19 protein-coding genes are annotated in these 22,306 nt (G+C 38.6%); 5 read left to right on the plus strand and 14 right to left on the minus strand.

Features of this window, described 5'->3' with window-relative positions; genetic code table 11:
* Positions 1-24: 24 nt before the first annotated feature.
* From LR957_RS03330 to LR957_RS03340, 3 genes are read right to left on the minus strand one after another with little or no spacing between them, the layout of a single operon-like run.
* The gene (locus LR957_RS03330) at positions 25-1,833 is read right to left on the minus strand and encodes a glycosyltransferase family 2 protein (protein ID WP_232272921.1); all 1,809 of its coding nucleotides are present in this window, start codon (positions 1,831-1,833) and stop codon (positions 25-27) included.
* Between the two features lie 6 nt (positions 1,834-1,839).
* Positions 1,840-3,000, minus strand: a complete 1,161-nt coding sequence (locus LR957_RS03335) for an ABC transporter ATP-binding protein (RefSeq protein ID WP_232272922.1) — start codon at positions 2,998-3,000, stop codon at positions 1,840-1,842.
* A 5-nt stretch (positions 3,001-3,005) separates the two neighbouring features.
* On the minus strand, positions 3,006-3,815 hold the full coding sequence (locus tag LR957_RS03340) for an ABC transporter permease (protein WP_232272923.1): 810 nt from the start codon (positions 3,813-3,815) through the stop codon (positions 3,006-3,008).
* Positions 3,816-3,853: 38 nt separating this feature from the next.
* On the opposite strand from LR957_RS03340, the gene LR957_RS03345 reads away from it, so the two are divergent.
* Genes LR957_RS03345 through LR957_RS03675 form a run of 3 tightly spaced genes read left to right on the plus strand, consistent with a single transcriptional unit; the run spans position 3,854 to position 6,234 of the window.
* A complete protein-coding gene (locus LR957_RS03345; protein WP_232272924.1) occupies positions 3,854-4,867 on the plus strand; it encodes a glycosyltransferase family 2 protein in 1,014 nt (337 codons plus the stop codon).
* Positions 4,868-4,880: 13 nt separating this feature from the next.
* Entirely contained in the window at positions 4,881-5,831 is a 951-nt protein-coding gene (locus tag LR957_RS03350; protein WP_232272925.1) for a glycosyltransferase family 2 protein, read from the plus strand.
* Entirely contained in the window at positions 5,800-6,234 is a 435-nt protein-coding gene (locus LR957_RS03675) for a GtrA family protein (protein ID WP_445082932.1), read from the plus strand. The genes LR957_RS03350 and LR957_RS03675 overlap by 32 nt, the downstream gene beginning before the upstream one ends.
* Here the strand turns inward: LR957_RS03675 and LR957_RS03355 are convergent.
* The 4 genes from LR957_RS03355 to rpmH are packed head-to-tail and all read right to left on the minus strand — an operon-like array spanning position 6,215 to position 8,159.
* Complete coding sequence (locus LR957_RS03355) at positions 6,215-6,676, minus strand: Jag family protein (protein WP_129631941.1); 462 nt, start codon at positions 6,674-6,676, stop codon at positions 6,215-6,217. The two genes, LR957_RS03675 and LR957_RS03355, sit on opposite strands and share 20 nt — an antisense overlap.
* 9 nt (positions 6,677-6,685) lie before the next feature.
* Complete coding sequence (locus tag LR957_RS03360; protein WP_232272926.1) at positions 6,686-7,594, minus strand: YidC/Oxa1 family membrane protein insertase; 909 nt, start codon at positions 7,592-7,594, stop codon at positions 6,686-6,688.
* Between the two features lie 24 nt (positions 7,595-7,618).
* A complete protein-coding gene (gene rnpA / locus LR957_RS03365) occupies positions 7,619-7,966 on the minus strand; it encodes a ribonuclease P protein component (RefSeq protein WP_232272927.1) in 348 nt (115 codons plus the stop codon).
* Between the two features lie 55 nt (positions 7,967-8,021).
* Complete coding sequence (rpmH, locus tag LR957_RS03370) at positions 8,022-8,159, minus strand: 50S ribosomal protein L34 (RefSeq protein ID WP_129635430.1); 138 nt, start codon at positions 8,157-8,159, stop codon at positions 8,022-8,024.
* 223 nt (positions 8,160-8,382) lie between these two features.
* Between rpmH and dnaA the strand changes: the two genes are divergently transcribed.
* Complete coding sequence (gene dnaA, locus LR957_RS03375) at positions 8,383-9,738, plus strand: chromosomal replication initiator protein DnaA (protein ID WP_232272928.1); 1,356 nt, start codon at positions 8,383-8,385, stop codon at positions 9,736-9,738.
* Positions 9,739-9,983: 245 nt separating this feature from the next.
* Complete coding sequence (gene dnaN / locus LR957_RS03380) at positions 9,984-11,081, plus strand: DNA polymerase III subunit beta (protein WP_232272929.1); 1,098 nt, start codon at positions 9,984-9,986, stop codon at positions 11,079-11,081.
* Here dnaN and LR957_RS03385 read toward each other — a convergent pair.
* The 7 genes from LR957_RS03385 to LR957_RS03415 are packed head-to-tail and all read right to left on the minus strand — an operon-like array spanning position 11,078 to position 22,278.
* Complete coding sequence (locus LR957_RS03385; protein ID WP_232272930.1) at positions 11,078-11,803, minus strand: peptidase associated/transthyretin-like domain-containing protein; 726 nt, start codon at positions 11,801-11,803, stop codon at positions 11,078-11,080. The two genes, dnaN and LR957_RS03385, sit on opposite strands and share 4 nt — an antisense overlap.
* A 2-nt stretch (positions 11,804-11,805) precedes the next feature.
* Positions 11,806-13,020 (minus strand): lytic murein transglycosylase, encoded by a 1,215-nt coding sequence (locus LR957_RS03390; protein WP_232272931.1) that lies wholly within the window; start codon positions 13,018-13,020, stop codon positions 11,806-11,808.
* Positions 13,021-13,026: 6 nt separating this feature from the next.
* The gene (locus tag LR957_RS03395) at positions 13,027-16,035 is read right to left on the minus strand and encodes a M15 family metallopeptidase (RefSeq protein WP_232272932.1); all 3,009 of its coding nucleotides are present in this window, start codon (positions 16,033-16,035) and stop codon (positions 13,027-13,029) included.
* A gap of 17 nt (positions 16,036-16,052) precedes the next feature.
* Complete coding sequence (locus LR957_RS03400) at positions 16,053-17,912, minus strand: VirB4-like conjugal transfer ATPase, CD1110 family (protein ID WP_232272933.1); 1,860 nt, start codon at positions 17,910-17,912, stop codon at positions 16,053-16,055.
* Positions 17,912-18,787 (minus strand): TraC-like domain-containing protein, encoded by an 876-nt coding sequence (locus LR957_RS03405; protein ID WP_232272934.1) that lies wholly within the window; start codon positions 18,785-18,787, stop codon positions 17,912-17,914. Before LR957_RS03405 ends, LR957_RS03400 begins: the two co-directional genes overlap by 1 nt.
* A 9-nt stretch (positions 18,788-18,796) precedes the next feature.
* Complete coding sequence (locus LR957_RS03410; RefSeq protein ID WP_232272935.1) at positions 18,797-19,714, minus strand: PrgI family protein; 918 nt, start codon at positions 19,712-19,714, stop codon at positions 18,797-18,799.
* Positions 19,715-19,743: 29 nt separating this feature from the next.
* Complete coding sequence (locus LR957_RS03415) at positions 19,744-22,278, minus strand: TrbL/VirB6 family protein (RefSeq protein WP_232272936.1); 2,535 nt, start codon at positions 22,276-22,278, stop codon at positions 19,744-19,746.
* Positions 22,279-22,306: the final 28 nt, after the last annotated feature.

Below are 22,306 nucleotides of genomic sequence, written 5' to 3' on the forward strand. Positions count from 1 at the left end.
GTTATTTATAATTAATAGTTAACGTTATTCGGGCAACCTATAGCCCGGACCAAATTGCTCAAAATTATCATTATAGAATGGATCCCTCTTCAAGTATTCACCCCATCTCTTACGCATCTCTTTTTGGGCACTCTCTAGTTCGCTAGTATCTCTCTCGCTCGTGTTTATGCGACCAACACTCTTAGACTCATAATGGAATAACTCCGCGTATGGAGTGTAGACATTATAATAGCCTTCTTTGCGTAATTTAAGGTTAAGATCTACATCGTTATACGTTATACGAAGTTTATTATCAAACCCACCCACCTTATTGAACTTATCACGACTAATCATACAACAAGCACCAGTTACTGCCGATACATTACGAATATTGGCGGTATAAATATACGTAAATATATCTGTGCGCTCATCCTGACCATAAAACGGATGGAATGCGATATCTCTTTCAGATAAGACTATTCCAGCATGCTGTATTGTCTTATCCTCAAATATAAGCTTAGGTCCAACCATCCCTATTTCTGGACGCTGAGCATGCTCAAGCAATGACTGGATCCAGTCGTGAGTAATAACCTCCGTGTCATTATTAAGGAATAGCAGATATTCTCCACTAGAATTATTTGCACCATAGTTACATGCATCTGAAAAATTGAATTTCTTCTTGTATTTAATAACATGCACATTGTCATTATTATCTATTAATTTTTCATAAAAATCATTTACTCGAGAATCTGTAGATCCCGTATCTACAATTATTATTTCAAAATATGGATACGAAGTATTTTCAATAATTGAATCTATGCATTTTTTTATATATCTAAAATTATCCTTGGTCGGTATGATAATTGACACCAACGGATTTGTCGGGATTACATATTTTTTACGCCAAAATCCTAATGCAACATGAGAATCTATATAAGCATTCTCTCTTCTTTGCCTCACACTACTACGAAGGACATTCTTTTGATTTATATAAGCATATGGTTTACTATCAGCATTCATAGCAGTAGACGTCTCAGATTTACGCCAATGATATAAAATTTTCGGAATATGATAAATATTATTAGTTTTAGTAGAAATCTTCAAAAATAAATCCCAATCTTGCGCGCCATGTGTGCCGACGGTAAATCCATTAACACCTCTAATTATACCTGCTTTTATGGTAGCAAAATGCGTTACCATGTTGCATGAATTCATAAAATCAGGACTCCAGTCGGGTTTAAAAAATGGTTCTATATGAATACCGTCACTATCGATCTTGTCTTCATCCGTATAAATAAGATCTACATCAGGATTTTTATTTATAACATCAACCACTTCAAACAAGGCGTTGGGAGGTAAAATGTCATCATGATCGAGTAATGATATATAGTCACCCTTAGCCATCGAAAGAGCTGTATTAGATGACTTTGATATATGACCATTTTCTTTACGAAATGTAGCCTTAATATTATTATACTTTTCTACATATTCATTTATAACACTCTTTGTTTGATCGCTAGTAGAATTATCATCAGAAATACACAACTCCCAGTTGTCATAACTCTGAGATAGGACAGAGTCAATACAGCTACGCAGATATACTGGATTTGTATTATATGTCGGCAACAAAATACTAATCAATGGACGTTGCTTAAATTCCTTGGAACATTTTCTTTGTAACTTAAGTTGCTCATCGGTGACTTTATGCTTATCAAACCATTCAATATAATCTTCATATCGTTTCTTATTAATAAATCTACGGTCACGAAACAACCTTACTTGTTCACTACCGTATGACGGATGTAATGCTGCTCTAATAACAAATTTAGTACTCTTTATAATCTTATTTTTCATCTGATTTTATCCCCTCTTCTTTACACTCCACTTTCCCATTATTCTCATTGGACCATCACGAAAATCATCCTTACCTGTAATAATAAACGAAAATGCTCGTGGCAAATGTTTAATTATGCCATCATCAGCCCTGCGATGTAATGACATATGAATATCATATTTGCCAGGATTAAAGCCATCCAAACTCTGATTGAAATTAATCCTCCTATTGTTTTGTATAAAGTCACTAGGAGTGTCTCTACAGTTGCGATCAGCAAATACAAACCCTCCGTACACAAAGGATATATTCACAAAAACATCTTCATCAATACCGTCTACAGTCACGCCAATATCAATCGAGTCTTCTTGCGTAAAAATTTTTTTACTAGGTATATCAACAGACATACTAACTGAATCGTCATGAGATTCTTCTTCTGCACTGGTAACCGCATCCATATTAACCTCCGTATATATATCGGCAATTTCTTGAGGAGATCCAATATGTTTTATCGTTCCATTTTCTATATACATAGCTCTCGAGCAAAATCTGCGCACGGCGTTCATATCATGCGTCACAAAAACCACAGTCTGATTACTACGCTTAACTTTCTCAAAATAATCAAAACACTTCTGCTGAAAAGCCGCGTCCCCGACAGCCAGCACTTCATCAAGCATTAAAATATCGCCACGAGCTTTAATAGCTACAGAGAAGGCTAACCTAACCTGCATCCCTGATGAGTAATTCTTAAGCTTCTCTTCCATAAAATCTGCCAACTCAGAGAATTCAACAATATCATCATACATCAGCTCCATCTCTTTATGGCTAAATCCCAGTAAAGCTCCGTTTAAAAATACATTTTCTCTACCTGTTAATTCTGGATTAAAACCAACACCCAACTCGATAAACGGGACAAGAGATCCATTTACTCGTACTGAGCCCTTCGTCGGAGAATAGATTTGAGCTATAGACTTCAATAGAGTACTCTTACCTGAACCATTTTTACCCACTATTCCAAAAAATTCACCCTTTTTAATATCAAAAGATATATTTTTTAATGGCGTAAATTCCCTGTAGCCTTTTTTGCCTTTAATATAATTAATAGTCTTCTGTTTAATCCCGTTACTAGACTCTGTTGGTATCTTAAAAGTCTTAGTAAGAGAATTAACTTCTATAACTACGTCCTTCATATATCCTAAATCTCCTCAGCAAATGTCTTTGACTGCTTCTTAAAATACCAAACCGCAAATAGAACCACTATAGCTATAACTAAAAACGGTACAGACATCATTAGCGGGCTTAATCTATTCCACATAATCATCGTATCTTTAGTTATAAGCACATATCTACTATCTTGAATAATTTGTGCAACAGGATTAAGAAACAACAGATCAACAGCAAAATTACTCTTCTGTGAAACCATCTGCATTGGATAAATAACAGGGGTGGCGTAAAATGCAGCCTGAGTAAATACCTCCCATAGATATCCAGTATCTCGCGACTTAACATTAAGAGCAGACAAGAAAAAAGCCACCCCTAAAGCAAATATATACAGTTCAATTATTAGTGGTACGATTAATAGTGACATCCATGATAAGTGGACTCCATTTACTAACACAAATAAGAGCACCACTATCATATTAAATAGTAAATTTATCAATGAGGATACAGTGCCAGAAATTACAACAATATATTTAGGAAAATTAATCTTTCTGAGTAGGTCACCTCTACCTACTATAGAATTTAGTCCTTGATTAGTTGCTTCTACGAAGAAGTTCCATAAAATTATCCCCAGCAATAAATACACTGGAAAATGTTCTATATTCCTTCCTACCCCTAAAAATTTATCAAAAACTAAATACAATATCGAAAATAGAAAAAGCGGCTTAAGAACACTCCATACATATCCGAGAGCAGAGCCCTGATATCTCAATTTAAAATCCGTAATAACTAGCTCTCTTAAGAGAATCCTATTTTTTCTATTAAAAACCTCTAGCCACTTCATAATATACATCACCTATTATACAATACAAAAAGAACATTATGAATAGACTTGCAATTATAGTTCTTAACTGGAACGGATCCGACGATGCTATAGAGTGCGTTGATTCATTAATAAAACAAACCTTAAAGCCTACTGTTGTTATAGTAGATAATAATAGTAGCGACAATTCTGTTACTGTATTTGAAGAATATATATCTTCGCACAAAAAAGAAAAAATTGTTTTGCTCAAAAACTCAGATAATCTAGGATTCGCGGGAGGAATTAATACAGGATTAATCTACGCTCTAAAAAACAACTTTGAATATATTGGAATGCTTAATCCGGATGCGATAGCTGATAAAAACTGGTGTGAAGCTCTCGTTTATCAATTATCAAAATACCCAGAATGCGGAATTGCAACTGGAATTCTACAAAGACGCAATAGCAAGACTCTTGACACAACTGGAGATTTTTACACAACATGGGGACTTCCTGGACCAAGAAACCGTGACGAACCCATAAAAAACACACCAACTAAGCCTGAAGAAGTATTTGGTGCGACTGGCGGCGGTGCTATCTATCGTGCAAAAATCTTTGATGATATAGATATGTTTGATGAGGATTTCTTCATGTATTATGAGGATATCGATTTAAGCTTCCGAGCACAATTAGCCGGCTGGAAAGTTCGCTTTACACCTAAGGCTATTGCTTATCATAAAGTTGGCGCTAGTAGTAAAAAAGTTCCCGGATTAGCTGTTTATAATACTTTCAAAAACTTACCATTAGTCTTCATTAAAAATGTTCCAGGTAAATTATTCTGGCATATTGGTATACGATTTTTACTGACATATTGGTTGATTTTTGCCAGCGCAATTCGCCACGGCAACGGTTGGCCCGCATTCAAGGGCGCTTTAGCGTCAATTATCCACAAACCGGCAGCTTATAAAAAACGTTTTTATATCCAAAAAAATCGTAAGGTTTCCGTCGACTATATTCGTAATATTATCCACGATGGACCGCTGCCAAATCAAACTGGATTATTAAAATTTAAGCAATTTTTCAGAATAAAATAATATATTTAATACCATGAAAACCATCACTATTCTCGTCCCAGTCTACAATGAAGAATCTGTTTTACCGCAATTATTTAAGCGCTTGGACGAATTTACAAAAAACACACCCAATTATCAATTCGAATTTCTCTTCATAAACGACGGTAGCACCGATAAATCTTTTTCAATCATAGCCGAGCAATCGAAAAAAGATTCTCGAATTAGCTATATAAATTTATCGCGAAACTTCGGTAAGGAAATTGCCATGATAGCTGGAATTGACCACGTAAAAAGTGACGCTCTGGTGATTATCGATGCAGATTTACAAGACCCGCCAGAGCTCATTCAGGAAATGATTTCATATTGGGAAGATGGTTACGATGACGTCTATGCTCGCCGTAACAATCGACAAGGCGAAACCTGGCTGAAGGAAAAAACCAGCCAATGGTATTATAGAATATTGCAAAAATCAACTAACATCCCCATTCAGGTCGACACTGGAGATTTTCGCTTGCTGGATCGCCGATGCATTGAGGCTTTGCAAAAATTCCGCGAATCTCAGCGCAATACAAAAGCAATTTTTAGCTGGATTGGCTATAGGAAAAAAGAGATATTTTACGATCGTAATCCCAGATTAGCCGGCCAAACCAAATGGAATTACCGAAAACTACTCAACTTAGCAATCGACGGAATTACCAGCTTTACTACCGCGCCGCTACGAATGGCAACTATTTTTGGATTCATTATTTCGTTTATTGCTTTTGTCTGGATTATTTATCTTTTAGTTCGTCCTTTGTTCGGAGTTTCTACTGGTGCTGGGTATTCCTCGCTAATGGCAGTTATCTTATTCCTCGGCGGAGTTCAGTTATTATCCCTAGGTATAATTGGCGAATACGTAGGTCGAATATTTATTGAAACAAAAAACAGACCATTATATTTAATAGAGGAATACCATGCAGGAAATATTAAAAAAACACGCCGATAAATTAAGATTTCTTATCGTTGGCAGTACTAATACAGTGTTAGATTTTGGCATACTTTTTAGCCTAACAATCTTCTTAAATATCCCAAAAGAGTTTGCTAATTTTATATCAACATTCGTTGCTTTTTTGTTCTCGTTTTTTGCAAATAAAAAATACACTTTTAAGTCAACATCTCAAAACTTGAAAAAACAATTTCTTTTATTCGCCGCAGTTACACTATTTGGTTTATGGGTAATTCAGACAATTATTATCGCTATTATCACACCGATATTCATAAGCTTCGGATTAAATAAATCACTTGCTCTATTAATTAGCAAGCTGGCTGCCACAGTAGTCGGCCTCGTCTGGAATTACGTTCTATACTCCAGAATAGTCTTTAAAGACACTAAGAACTCTTCTGACTAATAATTAGCCGTCGTTCGCGACCTTCACCTTCAGAATGCGTATCAATATCACTATATTCACCAGCCAAGTGATGCACCGTCCAGCGATCAGCAGCATTCAAATCCACCACCTTTGATTCGCCAGTTCGTCGAACTTCTTCAATCCAGCCGCGCGCCTTTTCGGCGATTTTTTCAGCGTGCTGCTTTTTATAGTCCGCAATATCCAAATTCACCCGAACAGTTGACGCCTCTTTATGACGAAGCGCCGTCGACAAAAGATTCTGAATACTACGCAATGTTTCCGCATTTCTACCAATTAAAATGCTACTTCGCTCACTATGTGGAATTGAAGCTACAACAATTCCATCTTCGATTTTTACCGAAACTTCCAGATTCAAGTCAAAGAATGTTAGCAAATCCTCTAAATATTTTTTTACAAATTCAACCGTTTCAATTTGGTCCATAAATCCTCCTTAATCCTTAGCCTTGATCCGAGTTATCCTGGCCTCTGTAGCCTTTTTAACACGTTTGTCAATTTTTGTCGATGCTTTAGATTTTTTATCTGCAATTTCTTGCATTTCTTTAGAGTCTTGCTTGAAGATGATATAGTTCTGGAGATATCCCACAGCGCTGGCTGTTGTCAAATAAAGAGCCAAAGCCGCTGGCAAATATACAATAATGAAGAACATCATTACTGGCATAAATTTCATCATTTTTCGTGTCATAATAGCATTTACTTCTGTCTGATCTGCTTCTTTTCCATCGCCAGCCTCAGCTAAAATGTCACGCAATTTACGATTGCTATCAGATTGAGGTGACAATTGTTTTGAAGTTAAATATTGCAAATACGCCGCGACTGCTGCCAAAACAACCAAGCCAAAAACAATACCACTCTTTGATATTGCGTGTTGTGTCAAATCTATAATTCCCAGGAAATTCTGATTAAACTGATCTGGATTATTTACTAAATTATTAGCAACCGGCAGATTTTTCATAAAATCATAAACATATTTTCCCAAGTCGGTTCGACTAGAAACAAAAATCTGCACCACTCGATACATTGCAATCAAAATCGGAAACTGAATAATCATAACACCGATTGATCCAAAAGCACTAATATTATGCTTTTTATAAAGTTCCATCATCGCTAAATTACGCATTTGTGGATTCTTCGCGTACTGCTTTTTGATCTTCACCAACTCTGGCTGCATTTTACGCATTGCCTTTGCTTGATGAAGTTGCTTCTTAATTAGCGGCCAAAGTAAAAGTCTTACTATAATTGTAAATATAATAATACTAACACCAAAATCTGGAATTATACTATAAATAGCCATTAGTAAATTTAAAATCGGTCGAACGATAAACTCATCAAAAAAACTCATACCTTAATTATAGCAAAAAATTGCCTATTTATACAGTTGAGCTTGAGAGAAAAGATTCTTTATCGTCTGCTTCAGGTCTTTATGTGACATCAATAGAACCTCCGCCGAAAATATAATAACAGCCACGTCTTGATCATTTTTCATATTAGTAAGTTCCAAGCGAATAATTTCATAAACACGTCGACGTATGCGATTCCGACGTACTGCTGATTTTAAAACTTTTTTACTAACAACAACCGCAAACCTGCTGTGATTTCGATACGGATTTTTCACGTATTTTATTGTAGCTATAGACGAACGAACCGCCTGTCCATTTTTATAGACAAACTTCAAACTGCCATGACCGTGAAATCTATTACATTGTTGTAACATATTTTACAATTATATCAAAAAATCCCGCCTTCATCGACGGGATAATTTTTAGCTATTAAATAGCAATTTTAGCGCGACCCTTTAGGCGGCGGCGCTTCAAAACCATTCTACCAGCCTTGGTAGAAACTCGTGCCCTAAAACCATGCGTCTTTGCGCGATGTCGGGTGTGTGGTTGAAATGTTCGCTTTGGCATATCAATAGATAGTATATATTCTTTCAGTACTTTTTGCAAGTCGACAATGACTTTTCCACTGTCTCTGTATATTTTTCCACAGTTTTAACAGATAAGGTTTCTAGCTGTGGAAAACTCCACCCCTGTTTCAAGTAAAGTCATTTCTACTCCGTTTATACTTGTGGAAAACTCCCCTTATTTGTTATAGTAAAGACAGTTAACAGGATTTTAGGGAGTAGTTTTCGTGGATAGTCATGCAGTTTGGCAGGGTGTTTTAGGTGAGATTGAAGTGACTGTATCATCTTCGTCGTTTACTGCGTGGTTCAAAAATACCAAATTGGAAATAATCTCCGACAAAGAAGTTCTTATAATTGCGCCGAATATTTTCGCTAGGACTCAACTTGAAAAGCGATTTCATCCGCAAATATTGGAAGCTCTGTCACATAACGGCATTAATGCCCCGTCTATTTCTTATAATGTCGAATCTAGCAATAAAAAACCACGCGTTAATCGTGAAGTTGATAAAAGTGATCAACCAAAACCAGCAAAACCATTAATCTTACCATCAAAAAGATCTCATTCTAGCAATCTTAATCCTAGATATACATTCGACAGTTTCATTGTTGGCTCAAGTAACGATTTGGCCTATGCTGCTTGCCAAGCGGTCGCCGCACATCCGGGGGAAAAATATAATCCGCTTTATCTTTACGGAGGTTCTGGACTTGGTAAAACTCACTTAATGCAGGCTGTTGGTAACGAGATAATTAAAAAACAACCTTCGGCGCGCGTGCTTTATATTACTACGGAAACGTTTGTTAATGAGTTTCTAGATTCTATTCGATTTAAGAAAAAAGGTTTTTCTGATAAATATCGCAATGTCGATGTCTTAATTGTCGATGATATGCAATTTATCGCTGGGAAAGAAAAAACTCAAGACGAATTTTTCCATACATTTAACGATCTTCATCAGAACAATAAGCAAATTATTATTAGCTCAGACAAACCTCCAAAAAGCATTCCTACTCTAACCGATCGTTTGCGCAGTCGATTTGAATGGGGTATGGCAATTGATATTCAGATGCCCGATTATGAAACTCGTTGCGCTATCGTTAAGGCAAAAGCTGAACTCAGTAACACTGAACTAGATTCCGATGTCGTAGAATATCTAGCGACCAACTTTAAGACAAACATTCGTGAGCTGGAAGGCGCCTTGAATCGACTGCTTGCTTATGCGGAAATGCAGAATTTCACACCTGATTTAGCGGCAGCTGAAGGAATTTTGGGAGATATTAAACGTAACAGACCACAACATATAACTGCCAAACAGATAATCGATAAGACGGCACGCTATTATAATATTGATGTAAAAGATATATGCTCATCAAGGCGTGACAAATTTATCGCGATGCCAAGACAAATTGCGATGTTCCTTCTACGTAGTGAGCTGAAAATGAGTTTTCCGAAAATTGCCCAAGAGCTTGGACGAAAAGACCACACAACCGCTATGCATTCAATCGAGAAGATTACTAAAGAAAGTCTTACTAATATCAGTATTCGCGAGCAAATTAACGACATCAAGGATAAATTATATGTTCATTAATTGTGGAAAAGCTGTGCAGATATTGTGTTTTTGCGGTGACTTACTAACACACAGATATGTGGAAAGAGAACGACAAGTCAGCAGACGGTGGAATAATACACAAATATCCACTATAAAGTCCACAAACAACACACAGAGTTTTCCACCTATTTTATCGCCACTCTACCCCTGTTTGAACACATTTTTTACCCAGTTTCCACAGCACCTATTACTATTAAGACTAATTAAAAATTAAGGAAAGTATAATGAAAGTATCAGTCACCCAAGAAAAACTTGCAAAAGCACTTAACCTAATTAAAGATATCGCATCAAGTCGCAATGAACTGCCGATATTGAATAATATTTTACTTCGCACTGATGGAGGAAGGTTATTGATTGCTGGAACGAATTTGGAAATTGCTTCTACTCAATACATTGGTGCGAAAATTGAAGATCATGGGTCTATTACAATCCCTGCCCGATTGGTATCAGAGTTCATTACGAACTTACCAAGCGGTCCAGTGGAACTTGAAACTAAAAACGAACATTTGCATATAACTTCAGGAAAATTCTCATCAGTTATCAATGGCGTGGTAGCTGACGAGTATCCTGAGCTGCCTACAATTGATGAAAAGACCGCTATACAATATGAAATTGACGTTGAGGATCTTAAGAAAGCTATAATCCAAACGAAGTTGGCTGTCAGCTCTGACGTCACGCGAGCAGTTCTTACGGGAGTTTATTGGCATAATTATGAAGGATCGCTATATTTGGCTGCTACTGATGGCTACAGGTTGGCAGAAAAGCGTCTGATAAAGTCAGACAATGAAGTGTCGGCCATTATTCCCGCCTCTACTTTAGCGGAAGTCAGTAAGAGTGTTGGCGATGAGAAGAAAATTACGGTTCTTTTTGATGATTCTCAAGTTTGTTTTAAGACGGGAGATATGGAAATTGTTAGTCGATTAATTGACGGGAAATTCCCTGATTATCGTCAATTAATTCCATCAACTGCCGAAACTGAGATTGTTATTAAGAAGTCTGATTTTAGTCGAGTTACGAAAATTGCAGCGTTATTTGCGCGTGAATCTGGTGGTGGAATTACAATTACCGCGTCAGAGGAGGACTCTCTGCTTTCTATTCATTCGATTGCGTCTGAACTTGGCGAGAATACCTCAGAGGCAACAGCCAAAATATCCGCAGACGGTCAAGTAACACTTAATTCACGCTATCTAACGGAAGTTTTGAATATTATTGACGCAGATGAAATAGTATTTTCGTTCAATGGCAAATTGTCGCCGTGCGTAATTCGAGAGCAGATAAAAAATCCTGATTATACGCACATTATTATGCCGCTTAAGAGCTAAATATCTCTGTATGTGTAGCACCAGTCAGGATTTGAGCCTCTACATTGAACTGCAGCTCCTGTAGACTTTTCTTTCTCTGTTGGCCAAATACGATTATTTACTTTGATGTCATAATCTTCTTGGTTTATTCCTTTTTCTTTTAATTTCGCGAATGCATCATCAATCTGAGATCGATTGAAATAGTCGGTAACAGTTATGCAGATTCCTATTGTTTTATCTCCTTCAGATCTGTATCTATCACATGGAAATATGTAAAAATCTTTACTATGGATAGGTAGTGATTTAATAGCGGGATTTTTATTTTCCAATTGACGGGTGGCTTCTCTACTTTTTTTACCAGCTATACCCTCTTTAATATCAGTATATTTGTCTTTTGCGTATTCTTTTTTAGCTTCATCTGTAATAGGTTCTAAGGCAAATATGATGTTTTTCTTCTCGTTTTTGTTAATATTTATTTCTGTAGTATAACTTTCAAATCCGTTAGCTGAGAAAGTAAATTTATGGTTACCGTGCTTTACTTTAATATCTTTCCTGGATGAAATTCGCTGGTTTTTTACGTCGCCATAAGACATCGTCAAGTTGTCAGGTATGGAATATACGTATATCGTGGCATCGAATTGCAGCAGATAAATTGCGTAGATTATAAGTGAGATGGATATTCCCACAAATGAAATAATAGCAATCTTAACTTTGCGATCTAATTGCGTAAAAATATTGAACATAATTATTTATTTAACCTCGCTACTACGTTAGTTGAATATCCCAATTGAGTCTGTACCCTACCAATATTTGCGTATCTAGGAGGATGATCTCCAAGAGATGCTTCTACCGCAACGTTACCATCTCCTTGATCTCCGATATATATCATTGTGTGCCCGTAAGATCCCGAACCGCTGTAGACTAATATATCACCAGGCTGAAGATCACTAGGAGATTTAGTATTTATGATAGTATATTTTGATGAATTTATTACATAATTTCTTTGGATGCTGGTGCCTGCTGGTGGGTAGTCTGGGTCAGCTCCACTGGCACGCATAACAGTAGATACATACTTTCCACAGTCATTCATATCGCCACCGGCTTCAGGGTTGTATTTAGCACGAGCATCTATATATGCCTGCGAGGGTGTACCTGGGTTGTCTTTATTTATAAGCCCTTTTGCTGTTTCTACTATACTTCCGGCATGTACGCCGCCACTATTTGCGCAATTTGACACATTAGCTGAGCTATTTTCACTACCACCTTCTCCTGAAGGTGCCGGATCTTTGTAATTTGGGTGACCTGATTTTGTAAAGTCACTGTTAAATAGTTCGTAGATATTTTTAAGATAATTTTGAGTTTCTTTTGGGGAATCTGTAAGTGGACTAGAGTCGGATGTGTGGTTTTGAATATTACCTCCACCCCAGTTATAGGCGCCTGCTGCATAGAGAATTGTCATAGGCTCCCTCTTCCATGGACTTCCAATGTCTCCTAGTGGAGTATTCTTGTCGGTGCTCATGGATTGTATAAGATGTGCAGCTGCAAAAACAGCGTCATATGGATTCATGATATCGGCTTTACCGTCACCATCTCCGTCTTGTTTGTGTCCACTCCAGGTGCCGGGCATGAACTGCATTGGGCCACTCGCGCCGACTGGTGATGACGCCCACTGAGAATTAAGAGGCTTCCAGGTGTTTCCTTGTTCTGTTAGATATAGCGCTGCTAGAAAATTAGGGTTAACGTTAAATTTTTCTGCTGCTGCCGAGAAAATCTTCCCCCAATCTGATGGGATATTTTTTGACAGTTCAGCTGACACTGAGCCTGCAGCTTCAGTGCAAGCTGAACTTTTTGAGCTGTATAATCGTATATTTTGAGCGGGATAATCGGCCTCTGTTAAAGCTGAGGTGTTTTGTGATAGTAATAATACTGTAATCAGAGAGAATATAATAGACTTTTTCATTTTTAACTAAACCTTTCTTGCATACTCCCAGTGCCATGCCTCGGGCTTACTGCCGCCAGGTTTTGCCCAAGGTGGATTAACGTACCCGTATTTATGCGCATTTGCTTCTAGCCATTTATATACAGGAGAATTAAAGCCTCCGACATTAATATCTGCAGCGAGACCCCATCCGTGATTTGATCTACAAGGAGGAGCTGGTGCAGCAACAGCTCCCAACTCTCGAGCGTACCTAATTTGTGTTGCGCAATCTCGGTAAGCCTCATTAATAGATAAATTAGAGCCAGTATCGGATTTGTAGGCCTTGTTCATTTCCTCCATAGCCGCTGCCGCCTGTTTATTCATCTTGCTTTCAGGAGAAAAAGATAGAGATTGTAGATCTGAATCTGGAATTTCGCCGTTACTATGATTACCCCATCCTGATTGAGCCTCTTCCAGTTCGGGTTCTCCGACGGCTTTACCGGTTGATGTTGAAGATTTTGAACTACCACTACCACCGCCAGGGTCTTTAATGTAGTATTTACTATCAGTATCTCCAGCTCTTTCAGCTAGTATGCCGGCTACTACCTCCTCTAAAGCGCAAGGATCGGAGGTCTTGTAAACAGGAACTACATACCCTGTACTTCTATCTCTTTCCAGGCTTTTCTTTCGAGTTTCATCATATGTCTTACAGGTTTCTGCAGTATATTTGTTTGGGTCGGCATTTAGCACTTCAGGATCCGTATATCCATACCAAGGTATTCCCATAGATTTCATGACGGCTAATCTATTAGTAGCAGCTGAAGCTCGATTGTTCGGCATTAATGGCGACAATAATAAGGCTGGTGTTTTTGCTAAGAAATTAATGGCAGATTTTTTACCGATTGGCATTATAGCAAGCATTTGATTTGCTACTGAATTTTTTAAGTTTGGATCAAATATCTTTGCTAGCATTGGCTGTTGCTCAAAATCTTCCTTATCTTCCTTTTCTGTTTTTGTTGCTATCATCGCCAATTCATTATCGCTCAATAATTTACCACCGATACCAGACCCAGACTCTGTTTTGCCGTTTTCTAGACTATCCGCCGTTGAGACCATCTGTGCGCCTACTAGAGCTTCGTAATTATTATTTCCTGGAGCGTCAATGCCAACGTTTGGAATATTAAATATATAGCTAATCGCCCATTGCACTAAGGTGCCCATTATGTCCTGCGAAAAGTCCATTACCTGCTTAATTCCAGGTAATTGAGTTACAAAGTTTACAATAGGTCCCGTTATTTGAGATACTATATCACCAGCTACGTCAATTACAGCTCCTATAGAATTATTCCAAAAGCTAGCTACTGCGGCTAGTACTTGCCATGCTGGATTTTTGGTAAATGCTGTATAATCCTGGACAACTTTCTTCTCAGGACAAACAAGTTCGCCTGGATCTAACGTAACAACCTTCTCTTTGCCGTCAACAGTACATTTAGTTCGTATTCCGCCAGATGCTGATACGCTGTTTCCGGATAGGATCGGAAGTATGGATGATGTGAGCCCGCCAGCCTGAATTTCACTGTACAGCGGTGATGATTCTGCCCCGTCAAATAAGCTTGTCGCAAGCTCTAAATATCGAATATCTTGTAAGTCTCCAGTTTTCATCATGTCATTTACTACAACTGGACTAATACCTTCATCGTAAGCGAAAGAGGCGTAGGTTTGGGCGACTTGAGCTCGTCCTATAACTTCAAGAGTACCTGAATCTAGGGCGCCTATGAAGCCAGCAGCCATATCAATGGCTCCTACGATAGCTGAACCAGTTGTGAATTTTTTCATTAGCTCTTTGTTTATTATTTTTGCAATAAGACCGTCGCCATTAGCTAGATTATCGGTAAGTTTACTAAAAGTATCTTTGTTGGATTTAGCAGCTTCGTAATCCAATTTTGCTTTAGGATCGTTGGGTTTTTCCTTAAGGGCATTCTCTTTTTTTTCTACATCTCCATCTAGTTTGGTTTTAACCTTATCGAGTGTTTCTGCACAACCTAAGGCATCTCTACCATTAATACACGATAAGACGGCGGCAAGTTTTGGTGATATTTTTGCGATGGCACGAGAAGCGAATTCAGACTTAATCTTCGCCTTAAAATCTTTCCATGCTCTAACGTGTTTTTCGGGTATAATATTAAACGATTTTACGCCATATTTATTATATAGAATACGTTTGGATATAAAGCGCATTAAATAGTTACGACCGTGCACTCGTTTTATATCATTCTTAATTCTTTTCCTTATTTCCTTATGTCCAACCTCTTTTTCTACGCCTTTCATTACACTGTCAAGGTCTTTGTTAACGTTTTTGATAGTGAAATGAGAAGCCTTGCCTCCTAGGCCTGAACGCCCGTGAGAGTTTATGACTACTTTTACATTGACGCCTTCTTTTTCAAATTTAGCATCAAGCATTTTTTCAAACCAAACAGAATATTTTGTTGAAGTTAGTGAACATAATATGCCGCCGCCCTTACAGAAAACTATATGTTCGTCCCCTGGGTAAGCTTCTTTCATAACTCTCATAGCTAACCAGCGTGTGGTTATATATTGCAAACGCTCCTCTACTGAATAATGAGCAACACTTCCGATTTGCTGATCTATATTGTCTAGTAAAGAATTTAATTTCAATGGTAGAAGAGCCGAAAAAGTAGCCGCTATGGAAAGTAGAATACCAACTATAGCTATTATGCCTCTACTTTTTTTTGCAAGCTTTAGGGTAGATTTTAAATTATTTCGTTTTTTGTCATTGGACGGTTCATAAAAGCCGTTGTCAGGAATAGAAGATTCCTGGTCATTAACGGCAGCGCTGGCAGAATCATTTTGGTTAGGGTCGAGGTCGGAATTATTATCATTAAACTGAGACTCAAGATCATTAATGGCGTCTCTTTCCCGATCGCTTAGTTCTGATCCGCTATCAACCTCGGCTGCGATTTGATCAAATTGAGCCTGTTCAGCAGGATTTAATCTGCTATCAGTCTCGGAATCTGTCGTATAATCAACTCGCGCCATATTTTTTCGTTATTTTTTTACACTGCCCCGTAGCCGCCGATCGGTGAATCTGACGGTTTTACTTGTTGTGATGCAGGATTTGTATTAATCAAATTATATTCGGTGTCACTAGCCTGAATCTGAATGTGAACGTGATTTTGTCCAGCAAAGAATAATCCTTGCCCAACTGGGAAATTAGCTAGACGTTTCTGCTCTTCATCTGTCAATTTGAACACTTGTGCTAAAACATCAACGGCGCTGGCGGACTGCTTCAGAAGTAGCTGCATTGAGGAGTTGGAAACGATTGCTCGACCCATTTTACTTCCGACGAAGTCTTCCACATCCTGCGTGATAGTCGTTAAGCCTAATTGATATTTACGGGCACGTTTAGCTAGAGAGAATAAGAAGTTGGCGGAATCATCATATTTCATTAATTGCCAAGCCTCGTCAACGATCAACATACGCTTTCTTTGGTCGGTACGCGTAATATTCCAGATGTGATTCAGAACAATATACATCGCCGTTGGTCGCAGTTCATCTTCCAAGTCGCGAATGTTAAAGACAACCATATTATTATTAATATCAATATTACTCTGTTGCGAGAATATTCCAGCAAACGTTCCAGAAGTAAATTTGCGAAGTCGCTGAGCTAGGCTTGGACCAGTTCCGCCCATATGAAGCAAGGTGTCGTATAAGTCGGAAATCGTCGGTGGCGTAGAATTGTGTGTTAGTGGATCCGAAGTAATACCAACGCGCGCGTAAGTGTCGATTAATGCTTGATCAATATCAGCTTCTTCCGCTGGCGATAGTCCTGCTACAACTTGTCCACCAGCTCCTGCTCCTGCACCACCCAGCATTTGCCTGAGTAGCCCGTGTAATGTCACTAAATTAGCTCGCAGTGCGTCATCTGCCTCATCAGTATCAATAACACGCGGTAAATCAAACGGATTGATTCTCGTGTCACTACTTAAGCTCAATCGAATATAGCTGCCACCAACTGCGTCGCATAGTTTTTGGTACTCATTTTCTGGGTCAATAATCACAATATCAGCCCCGACCATCATACTTCTTAAAGCTTCCAATTTAACGGTAAATGATTTACCAGCACCAGACTTAGCGAACACGACCATATTGGCGTTTTCCAGAGAGAATCTGTCAAAAATTACCAAGCCATTATTATGCATGTTAATTCCGTAAAGTACGCCCTTATTATCCGTCAAATCGGCTGAAGTGAACGGAAAGCTGGTTGAAATTGCGCCAGTATTCATGTTGCGGCGAATTTGTAGTTCATCAGTTAACTGCGGAATAGAACTGTTTAATCCCTGCTCCTGCTGACTGGAAGCTACTTTCGAGAACACCAATTGCTGACCAAAAATAGTTTCAATTTTATGCTGGATGAAGCTTAATTCATCTAAACTATCTGCATAAAGTGTTATATATAAGCCGTAACGGAAGAACTTTTCAGCACCAATCTGTAATTGATCGCGCAATTCTTCGGCGTCTTGTAATGCCGCTTCTAAGCCTGGATCGCGCACCCTTCCCTTTTCCGTGTTTATGTTCATGGTTGCTTCCAGCTGAGTAACTTTTTTGCGCAGGTTATTTAGGACAATTTGCGTATCGACTGGATAAATAAACATACTAATATCCAGCACTTCATCGATGTTAATTATCGAGCTAAGCCATCCAGTGTAAATTTGACGAGGATAGCCATAAACATACATCGTGCGGCCATATTTTGAGCCAAGTCGAAAATGGTCAGAATGAAGCTCAATACTACTTGGCGCAATAAAATCACGCAAAGTTCTAACACCAGTTAAGAAGGCTTGTTCGACTTCGGCTTGCTCTCGTGCTCGTTGCTGAGCGGCAATATCAACAGCATCTAATTTCTTCTTTGCCATTATTTTATACCTCCTGATGGCGGTTGACCTGTACCCTTAGTTACGTAAGTTGTTGTAAGTTCACTTGGATCAATTGCCGCCAATGATTCACGCGATGAAGTGTCTGGATTATATGAGGTGTAGAACAGCTCACCCAATTGCCTGGTATTTAATTGCCAGCTTTTTACGCCCATTTGGAATAGACCATTCATAACCAAATCAATACGGTTCTTAATTTCATCTTTGGCTTTGGTATAGGTGACTTGGTCAATTTTTGTTACGGTTGCCTCTTTTTTTCCACTGAAGAAGCTATTGAATAATCCCTTAGTTTGCTGCTTGAAGGCATTTTCCTCGCCAGCTGGATAATATGGAACGACAACATAAAAACTCTTATCCATAATGTTTGCCTCTTGTGCCAGAATATCAATGAAATCCATATAATCGTCCATTAGGACATTGAGAAGCATATTGTCTTGATTGCGGCGAATTTCAGCCAATCTGTCCAGATATGGGCCAATATCCACGCGGCGTGAACGGATAAGAACTTGAATTGGGAAATATAGAGAGTTGATAAAGTTTTGATAGCTAAACTCAATTCCCTCTCTTTCGCGTGAACTCATAAGGTCGAAGTTAATTGATTCACATTCTACCACCGCCCGAAAACTGCCATCACTCATAATGATCATATTTTCGCGCATTTCAGAGAAAAGCAGTGTGTTCTGGGTGCTAATTGGTCCTTTTTGCTTCTTGTCATCAGGGGTTTTATCTGGAGCTGGTGTGGCTGGATTTGGTCCCGAACCAATTGCTACTGATGGCTGCTGAGAGACATCAGGAAGAGCCGCATTGGTTTGCGGAACCTGCTGATAAGATTGTTGATTTTGTAACTCTGGTTGCATAAACCCCACCTAACGTAGTGAAATCACCACTTCCTCATCTGATAATTTATTTTCTTGCTGAATTCGATTTGCCTCACGCGCAATCGTTTCAATCGAGAGGTCGTGGTTATTTGCCAGTTCTATTATAGCAGGTGACACCTCGTTTACGCTAGATTGTGGCATGGTTGTCGGTTGAGTTTGAATTGGAGTAGAAGTGGGGGTGGCTGATTGTCTGGATATCGGATTTAATATAGATTGACGCATTGTTGGGTACGGATTCATTTGAAGCGGTGTGGCTGGAGCAGGATTATCTGGTTGAGATGGTTGAGGTGGTTGTACGGGAGGTGGCGTAGCAGATTGCCCTGTTTGCATCTTTTGGATAACTTCTTGTCGCCTACGAACATCTGATTGATTTATTAAATGATTGATATTTTGCGCCGTAGTGCTATTTTCATCTAAAATGTCGTTAGCTGCTTGTCCTTCGTTGAATAAATCGGCACGCATTGAACTGTTCGGATTATTAACGCCACGAATCGACCAACCTTGACTATCTACCAGATTTGCCAAATACGATAATCTTCTCTGAACTTCAGCTTGGTCATAGTTATTTCCGTAATTCTTCTCCTCGACTTTTGGCGCGATAACTTCGACTAATCTTTCAATTCCATCAGGCTGCCATAGTCGTTTTTTTGGTTTTAGCATAAAAGAAATAACTGCTGCTAAATAAACTTCCATTGGCTGATCTTTTTTAAGCGGTAAAGCCAGCGCTCCAAAGAATAAAATTATCGGCACAGGAATTATTGCCAAAGGTAGTAAAATTGTACTCAAACCGTACGCAATAGCGATTCCGATAACAGCTATAATTAAAAACACAAACTGTCGGAAACTAAACGGCCCGAGCAGTTTGTCCTCCGCCTCGACATCTTGAGGAACTTTATACACCGACATACTGCTTATATTATATCAAAATATGGAGATTATAACATGTTGCGGAAAATCTCAAATTGTTCTTTGGCGGCATCTGTTACGTTTGCAGATAACCTCCTGTCGGTAAGAATTGTATTGATAACACCCTTGATATCTTGACGTTTATTGTCTGTAATAATAGAGGTGGTATTTACAGCTTCTATTAACAATTTAACAGCGTCGGCATCTGTAGACGCTAAAGTTTCAGGTTTATATTTACCACTCTGCAACCATTCAGCAAAGTAGTTCATTAGATCTCCCCTGTTATTAATATCGCCCTTCAGCATGTCGTCGATGAGCTTACCTCCTATAAAGGACGCTCTGTTCTTTATACCAGATTCCGCTAATCCTGAAGCTGCAGAAGAATAGAATTCTGGTGGCAATTCACTAAGAAGTTCAGCGATTTCCGTCGCAGTACCGTATTTAAATTGCTCTTCAATTGCGGCTTCACGTACGAATATGCTATCTCCAGATAAATTAACTCCACCAGGAAGGGGTATAGATAATTTGTTCAGGGCTAATCCCTGCCTATGTTTTGCATCCAATTTATAGTGCTTTATGATTTGACGAGCTTCATCAATTGACTTAGCATATTCGCTACGGCTGGTTGCTATGGCTGAAGCTAAGGCTGCATTTGCACCAATCAAATTGCCATTCTCGTCTGTAAATACATTGCCGCCAGCTTTTTCTCGAAGTTCTTTATTACTTATCAATTGCTCTGCAAATTCACTATGTTGTTGACGTTGAGCATTATTTTTAATCAGACCTGCCGTTGCAATTTCGGTTTCTAGATCTTTAATGTCATTCATAAATGCAGTTTGTTTCTGATGAGATTTCAAATCTTGTCGAGTTGCATATGTAGCCGATACTCCCCTTAAAGCACGATCGTACAGAGGTCTCTTTCCATACGTATCAGTTGGTGCGTGACCCAGTGTAGCTTCGGTGTAGCGATTATCATCTTGTGCGGATAATAGATCGGATCGTCTGGAAGCCTGTCTGGCATCTAAGTCTGACTTCTTATACCTGGCTGTATTTCTAAATGAATTCTCGGCATTTTTCTGTGAAGTTTCCAGATCTTTTTTGCGTAATCTACCACTATGATCTGCCCAACGGCGTAAACGATTTGGGTTGAATCGCGCCATATTGGGGTTAGCCAACTTCTTGTTTTTAGTGATCTCGCGACGATCTTTAGCCCAGTTTTTAGACTTGTCGTACCAACCTTTATTCTTATCATTAACAAACCCAGCGAACTTACCTAATACTCCGCCGCTAAGTTTCAGGATTATAGGCGTTAAAGCTAATGGTATAACTTGAACTACCATACCTAAAATCTGCATTATTCCACCATTTGCTCCTGTAGCGTTTTGGATAATTATTATTCCAGCCAATTGCGCCCCACCGAATATTACAGCGAATGCCGGGAAAAATACTAACATCGTGAGGAATAAGTCTCGCCATTTCTTAAACCATTTTTCTGTGCCAGGAAGTAAATAGCAAACGAAGGCTAAAGGTGAAATGATAATTAAGATTACAATTAAAGCTTGACGTGCTGCCATAATTAGAAGCACTAAGAGAAGCACTAGACCTATCCCCACTAATGCGGATAGTGCCAATGGTAGCAGTTCTGCCCCCATGGCTACTGTTGCGACCACTCCACCAGCTAAAGCTCCGTTGGATAATATCATCACAATAACTTCTGACCACGTCCAACCTACACTCGTATTTTCTCCTACAGTGGATATGGTATTTTTAATTCCCATGAAGGCATCCTGAAAAGCGTAGCCAGTTACGTTTGATAAATCTAATAAAATAGCACAAAACGTAAACGATAAATTGACTAACACTGCCGCAATCACTAACCTAGGGAGCATTTTTTTGATACCGTAATTGCTAATTCCTACAGAGGTCAATTGCGAGTAGATAATCACCAAAAACGCTACGATAAACGCCACGTTGCTGATGTTGCGCATAATGACCCACGCCAGATAAATTCCACTGTTTTGGTTGGTTGTTTCTAATGGCTTAGTTTTTAAGAACTCCTGAAGCGCGCTGTACATATAATCTATGCCATCAGCTAACCAATTGGAGAGTGGACAGATAATCCAACCTATTCCCTGTACATCACAGGAAGTGCTGGTTGAATTTTCAGATGGCGATTCAATTGAAATAGTTGAGGTGCTGGTTTGTTCATAGGTGTTTGGTGGCGTAAATGAATAAACCGCGTAAGTTGCGGAACTTAGTGAAGATATTTCGCTTGATGGGAAATAAATAACCTTTGTTTCTTTTTTATTCTTATCTTCATTAACATAAACAAGCGAATTATCCGGTAGGTTAAATTGTTTGATCTTTTTATCATCACTTACCTTTGTATATTTTTCTTTATTATAGGTTAAATTATGACCGCTCCATTCTGCGTCTACGGCGTAAACAGAGGTTGAGTGTGTTAAGGTATTAAGAAAAATGCCCACCAGCATCCCTGCTATCAGCAATACAAACCACTGCAGCCACTTGTTAAGAAGCTGCTTACGGGAAATTAACCACTCCATCTAGGGTTATATTAGCATTTTTGATGGA

This window comes from Candidatus Nanosynbacter sp. HMT-352 (genome assembly GCF_021222645.1).
GTDB lineage: Bacteria > Patescibacteriota > Saccharimonadia > Saccharimonadales > Saccharimonadaceae > Nanosynbacter.

Bases quoted from the DNA above. Each gene is read 5' to 3' on its own strand.
- LR957_RS03360 (WP_232272926.1), bottom strand. From the start codon at position 7,594: ATGAGTTTTTTTGATGAGTTTATCGTTCGACCGATTTTAAATTTACTA.
- LR957_RS03410 (WP_232272935.1), bottom strand. From the start codon at position 19,714: ATGTCGGTGTATAAAGTTCCTCAAGATGTCGAGGCGGAGGACAAACTG.
- LR957_RS03345 (WP_232272924.1), top strand. From the start codon at position 3,854: ATGAATAGACTTGCAATTATAGTTCTTAACTGGAACGGATCCGACGAT.
- LR957_RS03405 (WP_232272934.1), bottom strand. From the start codon at position 18,787: ATGCAACCAGAGTTACAAAATCAACAATCTTATCAGCAGGTTCCGCAA.
- rnpA (WP_232272927.1), bottom strand. From the start codon at position 7,966: ATGTTACAACAATGTAATAGATTTCACGGTCATGGCAGTTTGAAGTTT.
- LR957_RS03415 (WP_232272936.1), bottom strand. From the start codon at position 22,278: ATGGAGTGGTTAATTTCCCGTAAGCAGCTTCTTAACAAGTGGCTGCAG.
- LR957_RS03390 (WP_232272931.1), bottom strand. From the start codon at position 13,020: ATGAAAAAGTCTATTATATTCTCTCTGATTACAGTATTATTACTATCA.
- LR957_RS03675 (WP_445082932.1), top strand. From the start codon at position 5,800: ATGCAGGAAATATTAAAAAAACACGCCGATAAATTAAGATTTCTTATC.
- LR957_RS03335 (WP_232272922.1), bottom strand. From the start codon at position 3,000: ATGAAGGACGTAGTTATAGAAGTTAATTCTCTTACTAAGACTTTTAAG.
- dnaN (WP_232272929.1), top strand. From the start codon at position 9,984: ATGAAAGTATCAGTCACCCAAGAAAAACTTGCAAAAGCACTTAACCTA.
- LR957_RS03385 (WP_232272930.1), bottom strand. From the start codon at position 11,803: ATGTTCAATATTTTTACGCAATTAGATCGCAAAGTTAAGATTGCTATT.
- LR957_RS03355 (WP_129631941.1), bottom strand. From the start codon at position 6,676: ATGGACCAAATTGAAACGGTTGAATTTGTAAAAAAATATTTAGAGGAT.
- LR957_RS03395 (WP_232272932.1), bottom strand. From the start codon at position 16,035: ATGGCGCGAGTTGATTATACGACAGATTCCGAGACTGATAGCAGATTA.
- rpmH (WP_129635430.1), bottom strand. From the start codon at position 8,159: ATGCCAAAGCGAACATTTCAACCACACACCCGACATCGCGCAAAGACG.
- LR957_RS03330 (WP_232272921.1), bottom strand. From the start codon at position 1,833: ATGAAAAATAAGATTATAAAGAGTACTAAATTTGTTATTAGAGCAGCA.
- LR957_RS03340 (WP_232272923.1), bottom strand. From the start codon at position 3,815: ATGAAGTGGCTAGAGGTTTTTAATAGAAAAAATAGGATTCTCTTAAGA.
- LR957_RS03400 (WP_232272933.1), bottom strand. From the start codon at position 17,912: ATGGCAAAGAAGAAATTAGATGCTGTTGATATTGCCGCTCAGCAACGA.
- LR957_RS03350 (WP_232272925.1), top strand. From the start codon at position 4,881: ATGAAAACCATCACTATTCTCGTCCCAGTCTACAATGAAGAATCTGTT.